1 protein-coding gene and 1 pseudogene are annotated in these 5,732 nt (G+C 72.2%); both read left to right on the top strand.

Features of this window, described 5'->3' with window-relative positions:
- Positions 1–606: pseudogene (locus MJ785_RS12140) on the top strand (hypothetical protein); the annotation flags it as partial.
- A gap of 360 nt (positions 607–966) precedes the next feature.
- Positions 967–5,658 (top strand): alpha-(1->3)-arabinofuranosyltransferase family protein, encoded by a 4,692-nt coding sequence (locus MJ785_RS12135; RefSeq protein WP_239380906.1) that lies wholly within the window; start codon positions 967–969, stop codon positions 5,656–5,658.
- Positions 5,659–5,732 lie beyond the last annotated feature (74 nt).

The following is a 5,732-nucleotide window of genomic DNA, read 5'->3' as shown; positions in this document are numbered from 1 at the left end:
AACCGCCTGGCCGTCGAGATCGGCACCGCGCTGATCGCCCTCGTCCTGCTGGGCGTGCTCCAGAACATCGACGTGCTGGTGATCGGCGCACACCGCTCCGCCGAGACCGGCTCCTACGCGGCGGTGTCCGTCGCCTGCAAGGTGCTGGTCTTCGCCGCGGTCGTCCTGGGGGGCTTCCTGCTGCCCGAGACGGCAGCCCGCCGCCACCACGGCCACCACGCGCTGCACCAGCTGGGCGCGACACTGGCGATGCTCGCGGTGCCGGCCGCGGGGCTTCTCCTCGTCGCTGTGGCCGCCCCGGCCCAGGGGCTGTCGCTGGCGTTCGGGCCGCGGCTGACCGCCTGCGCCAGCGCGTTCGCGCCCCTGGCCGGGGCGATGACCTGTCTTGGGGCAACCGTCCTGTGCACCCACTACCTGCTGGCCGTCGGCGCGCGCGGGGTCCTGGTGATGCTCGCGGCCGCGGCCGCGCTCGCCATCGCGGGCATCTGGTGGATGGGCGGCGCTGCGGTGGCGACAGCCCGGCTGGAGCTCGCCCTGTACGCCGTGCTGGCCGCTGGCACCGGCCTGTTGGTCTGGTCCAGCGCCCGGCGCGCCGCGGTCCGGTGAACGTGTGATCCGTCTCCCCGCGCTGACAGCGGGCAATGGCCGGGCCACGGGCGGACGGAACGGGCTGGCGGGCGGGCGGGCCGCAGGCGTCACCATCGCCACCGCGCGGATCGCCAGCGCCGCGTTCTCGGCCATACCGATACAATTCACCCGGTACCGGTATGGCCTACGGCCTTGCCAGCAACCACCTGGATGCGGCTCCATGATCGAACGACGGCTCCCGGAACACGCCGTAGGATGCTCCGGACGCAGCTCACGATCAGCGCACAGCCCGGGGAGCCGGGCATGGCTGCGTGCTGCCGTCCTCCTCCCGGGCGCAGCAGCGGCCGGGAGCCGCACCAGGATGATTGGGCTGCACGGGTGACCCTGACCGCACCATCCGCACGTCCGCGGCGAGGTCTTTCCCGCCGGCTCACCGGCCGGCCGGCCGGTGGCGCCGGGCCGTCGCCGCGCCAGCGCCGATGGCCGCCGCCATGGCCGGCGCCGCTGCTGGCCGCGATCGTCTACCTCCCGCTGCTGCTCACCGCGCCCGGTCGGGTCGGCGTCGATACCAAGGCCTACCTGTACCTGGAACCGCAACGGTTGATCAGCCACGCGGGGGTGATGTGGGCCCCGAACGTCGGGATGGGTTCGGTCACCCACCAGAACATCGGCTTCCTGCTCCCGCAGGGCGCCTTCTTCTGGCTCCTGGACCTCGCCGGGCTGCCCACCTGGGTCGCCCAGCGGCTGTGGACCGGCTCGGTGCTGTTCCTCGCCGGTGCGGGCGTGCTCTTCTGCATGCGGTCGTTCCGCTGGCCGGACCGGTTCGCCTTCGTCGCCGCGGCCGGCTACATGCTGACCCCGTACGTCCTGGAGTATGAGGCGCGGATGTCAGCGATCCTGCTGCCCTACACGGGCCTGGGATGGCTGCTCGGGATCACCATCCGCGGGCTGCGCGAGGCCCGGGGAGGCCGCGCGGCCTGGCGGCCGGACGGCTGGCGCTGGCCCGCCGCGTTCGGTGTCACGGTCGCCCTGGTCGGCAGCAGCAACGCGGCAAGCCTGCTCTTCGTGCTGCTGGCGCCGATGCTGTGGCTGCCCTTCGCCCTGTGGGGCACCCGCGAGGCCCGGCTCGGGCCAGCGCTAGGGATGATCATCCGTACCGCCGTGATGATCGTACTGTGCTCGGCGTGGTGGATAGCGGGCCTGATCACTCAGGCTGGCTACGGTGTGAACATACTCGCCTACAGCGAGACGCTCAAGACGGTGGCCAGCGCATCCCAGGCATCAGAGGTGCTGCGTGGTCTGGGCAACTGGTACTTCTATGGCGCGGACGCGCTGGGGAGCTGGATCGTCGCCTCCCATGACTACACCCACACCATCTGGGTGATCGTCGTGAGCTTCGCGCTGCCGCTGCTCGCGCTGGCGGGCGCGGCCCTGATCCAGTGGGGCTACAAGGCCTACTTCGTCGCGCTGCTCGTCGTCGGTACCGCGGTCGCGGTAGGTGTGTACCCCTATGACCGCCCCTCGCCGCTGGGCGCGGCCTTCCGCGCCTTCTCCCAGGCGTCGACGGCGGCGCTGGCGCTGCGATCGATGCCCCGTGCGGTACCGCTGGTGGCGCTCAGCCTGTCAGTGCTGCTCGCTGGAGGGCTCGCCGCGCTCTCCCAACGGCTTGCGGAGGTGCTCGCACGCCGCAGCTCCCACCGCCCGCCCGGCCGGCTGGGCAGGCGGGCGTGGATCTCGGCCAGGCTGCCGTCCCTCGTTCCCGCCACCGCGTGGACGATCGTGGTCGTCCTGGTCGTGGCGAACCTGAGCCCGCTGTGGCGCGGCCAGTTCATCGAAGCGGGCCTGGACCGCCCCGAACAGATCCCCGGCTACGAGCGGCAGGCCGCCGCCGCTCTCGACGCGGCCGGTTCCACCACCCGTGCGCTGGAGCTGCCCGGCGCGGACTTCGCGCACTACCGCTGGGGGACCACCCTCGACCCCGTCCTGCCCGGCCTCGCGAACCGCCCGTACCTGGTCCGCGAACTGATCCCGTTGAGCGCCGCCGCATCCGCCGACCTGCTGCGCGCGCTCGACCGCCGGTTGCAGGAAGGTGTGTTCGAAACCGACGGGCTCGCCGACATCGCGCGGCTGATGAGCGTCGGTGACATCGTCTTGCGCAGCAACCAGCAGTACGAGCGTTTCCGCACCCCGCGCCCGGTGCCGACCTGGGCGCTGTTCACCAGCCCGGTGCCCGCGGGGCTTACCGCGCCCCGCGCCTTCGGCCCGCCGGTCACCGACACGCCACGCATTCCCTTCGATGACGAGCTGGCCCTGGGCACGCCCGTGAACGCCCCGAACCCGCCGGCATTGGCCGTCTTCGGCGTCACCCGCCCGCAGCCGATCGTGCGGACGGCGACCACCGCGGCACCGCTGCTCGTCAGCGGCAACGGCGAGGGGCTGGTGGACGCGGCAGCCGCGGGCCTGCTGGCCACCCCGCTCGCCGCGAACCGGGCCATCCTCTACACCGCGTCGATGGCAGCCGACCCCGCGTCGATCAACCAGGCGCTGGCTGATGGCGCCGATCTTCTGCTCACCGACAGCAACCGGCGCCGGGCCGAGCGCTGGAGCTCCGTCCGAGACGACTACGGGTACGTCGAGACCGCGGACATGATCCCGCTGCTTCCTGACCCCAACGACAACCGGCTGCCGGTCTTCCCGGACGAGACCGCGACAGCGCAGACGGTGGCCGTGCTGCACGCCCCCGACCAGCCCAGCGAGATCGCCGCTGTCGGCGCGACCGACTACGGCAACGCCTTCTCCTACAGCCCGTCGGAACGTCCGGCGGGTGCGGTCGACGGCAACCTTGACAGCATGTGGCGGGTCGGCGCGTTCACCAACCCGGTCGGGCAGCGCCTGGCGATCACCATGACGGAGCCGGTGCGCACCGACCGGATTCGCCTGATCCAGCCGCTGCGCGACGCCCCCAACCGGTGGATCACGCGGGCGACGCTCCGCTTCGACGGCGGATCACCGGTGACCGTGGATCTCACCGACGCGTCACGCACCGCAGCGGGACAGGTCGTGACCTTCCCGGCCCGCGGCTTCACCCGGCTGGACATCACCCTGGACGCGACCAACATCGGGGCCCGCGCGACCTACACGGGCCTGTCCAGCGTGGGGTTCGCGGAAGTCGACATCATCCGGCCGGACGGCAGCGCACCGCACGCGCGGGAGCTCCTGCGGATGCCCACCGACCTGCTTGCCGCGGCGGGCGCCGGCTCCCTTGCGCACCGGCTCACCCTGCAGCTCACCCGCGACCGGGCAAACCCGGCGGAACCGTTCCGCACCGACCCCGAGGCCTCGATGGCCCGGGTGTTCACCCTGCCCACCGCGCGCACCTTCGCCCTGTCCGGTACCGCTCGCGCGTCCGCCTACGCCAATGACCTGGTGCTGGGCAGGGCCACCGGGCTGCCGTCGGGTGGGGTGAGCACCGAGTCCTCCGGCCGGCTGCCCGGTGACCTGGCGGCCGGCAGCGCCAGCGCGTTCGACGGGGACCCGGCAACGCTGTGGAGTCCCGGCTTCGGGGCGCAGGCCGGTAACTGGGTGCAGGTCAGCTCCCCGCAACAGGTGAGCTTCTCGGCGCTGACCCTGTCGCTGGCGGCCGACGGACGCCACTCCGTGCCGAACGTGCTCGGGCTGGTCGTGGACGGCCGGCGGGTGGACACGCTGACCATCCCACCGATCACCGACATGCCGGGCGGCATCAGGACCGTCACCCTCAGCTTTCCCCCCGTCCGGGGCAGCCAGATCCGTCTTGTCGTCGACAGCGTCCGCCCAGTCACCACCCGTGACACGATCGATGCGCACCAGCTCACAATGCCGGTAGGCCTGGCCGATGTCGACATCGCCGGCCTGCGGACGCCGCGGGCCGCGGCGGCTCTTCCCGGCGAATGCCGCACCGATCTCGTCATGCTGGACGGGCGCCCGCTCTCCGTACGAATCACCGGTTCCAGCGCCGACGCGCTTGCCCGCAAGGGCCTGCCCCTGTCGCTGTGCGGTCAGCCCATCACCCTGGGACCTGGCGACCACGTGCTACGCACCGTAGCAGGGGCTGACGCCGGCTACGACCTGGACAGGCTCATCCTGTCCTCAGAGCCTGGGGGCGGCCCGTCGCCGGTCACGGCCGGCGGATCGGTCACCCCGGCCAGCCAGGGTACCCCGGCCGATCCGCCGGCTGGGCCAGCCGGCAACGCCGCCCGCGTACCCGCGGTGACGGTCAGCGCATCCACCGCAACCTCGTTCACGCTGCGGGTCACCAACGCGGAACCCGGCAAGCCCTTCTGGCTGGTGCTCGGGCAGAGCCTGTCCGCCGGCTGGCAGGCGACGACACCCGGACGATCGAAGGAGAACCCGGAAGCCATCGACTACGGCGCGCCCCGGCTCGTGGACGGCTACGCCAACGGCTGGCGGATCACTCCGGCCGCGTCCAGCTTCACCGTCAACCTCACCTGGGCACCCCAACGGCTGGTACGGCGCGCTCTGGTGATCTCCGCAACAGCGCTGGCGTCGAGTGTCGCGCTGCTGGTCGTGACGGCGAGAAAACGCCGGCGGTCACGTGCGCAGGCCGGCCCGGTGACCGTCGATCTGCCCACCTTCGAAGCACCGGCGGCGCGGGCCGCCCGAGTTCCGATCATGGTGGCGATCCCCACGGCGGTGGCAGCCGCCCTGATCGCGCTGGCGCTGGTGAACCCGGTGGCAGGCGTCGCCACCGGGCTGGTGACACTGGCCGCGCTGCTCATACCGCGTGCCCGGATTCTGCTCAGGATCGGGCCGGTGGTCCTGCTGGCCATGAGCGCCGCCTATGTCATCCAGGTCCAGATCCGCCACGACCTCCCGATCAACGGCGAGTGGGTCAAGGCATTCGGGCGGGTCGCGACCGTGTCGTGGATCGCGGTGCTGCTCCTGGGGTCCGACACGGTCGTCCGGGCCGTGCAACACCGCTACCGGGACGGCGCCGCCGAGGAGAGAACGCGGGCGGCGGCGATGACTCCAGCAGCGCCTGTGCAGGGCGGTCACGGTGACCGCCGGTAGTTGCGAACCTGACCGGCATCCCCGCCGGTCGACCGCGGCTGGCGAGGCTGGGCTAGTGGTCGCCGCCGGAAGTT

This window comes from Protofrankia sp. CiT1 (assembly GCF_917627335.1).
Lineage (GTDB): Bacteria > Actinomycetota > Actinomycetes > Frankiales > Frankiaceae > Protofrankia.
This window is presented reverse-complemented; position numbering and strand designations above follow the sequence as displayed.